Below are 200 nucleotides of genomic sequence, written 5' to 3'. Positions count from 1 at the left end.
ACTTGCATGTGTTAAGCACGCCGCCAGCGTTCATCCTGAGCCAGGATCAAACTCTCCACAAAAAAATTCGCAAAAAAACGAGCCGTGAAAAGCCCGAAACCTGACAAACAAAAAACTGACAAGAAAAACTCAAAAGTACAAAACAATGCACTCCAAGCAACCTGCCACCGGCAAAAACCATCATTCGAGCACAACACTCA

Annotated in this window: 1 rRNA gene; it reads right to left on the bottom strand. The window is 44.5% G+C overall.

Features of this window, described 5'->3' with window-relative positions:
* A 16S ribosomal RNA gene (locus QQA02_RS11635) occupies window positions 1-62 on the bottom strand; the annotation flags it as partial.
* Window positions 63-200 lie beyond the last annotated feature (138 nt).

The organism is Corynebacterium sp. MSK006 (genome assembly GCF_030232385.1).
In the GTDB taxonomy this organism is placed as follows: Bacteria; Actinomycetota; Actinomycetes; order Mycobacteriales; family Mycobacteriaceae; genus Corynebacterium; species Corynebacterium frankenforstense_A.
Note: the sequence above shows the minus strand (reverse complement) of the source record. Positions and strands in the feature narration are given on the sequence as shown.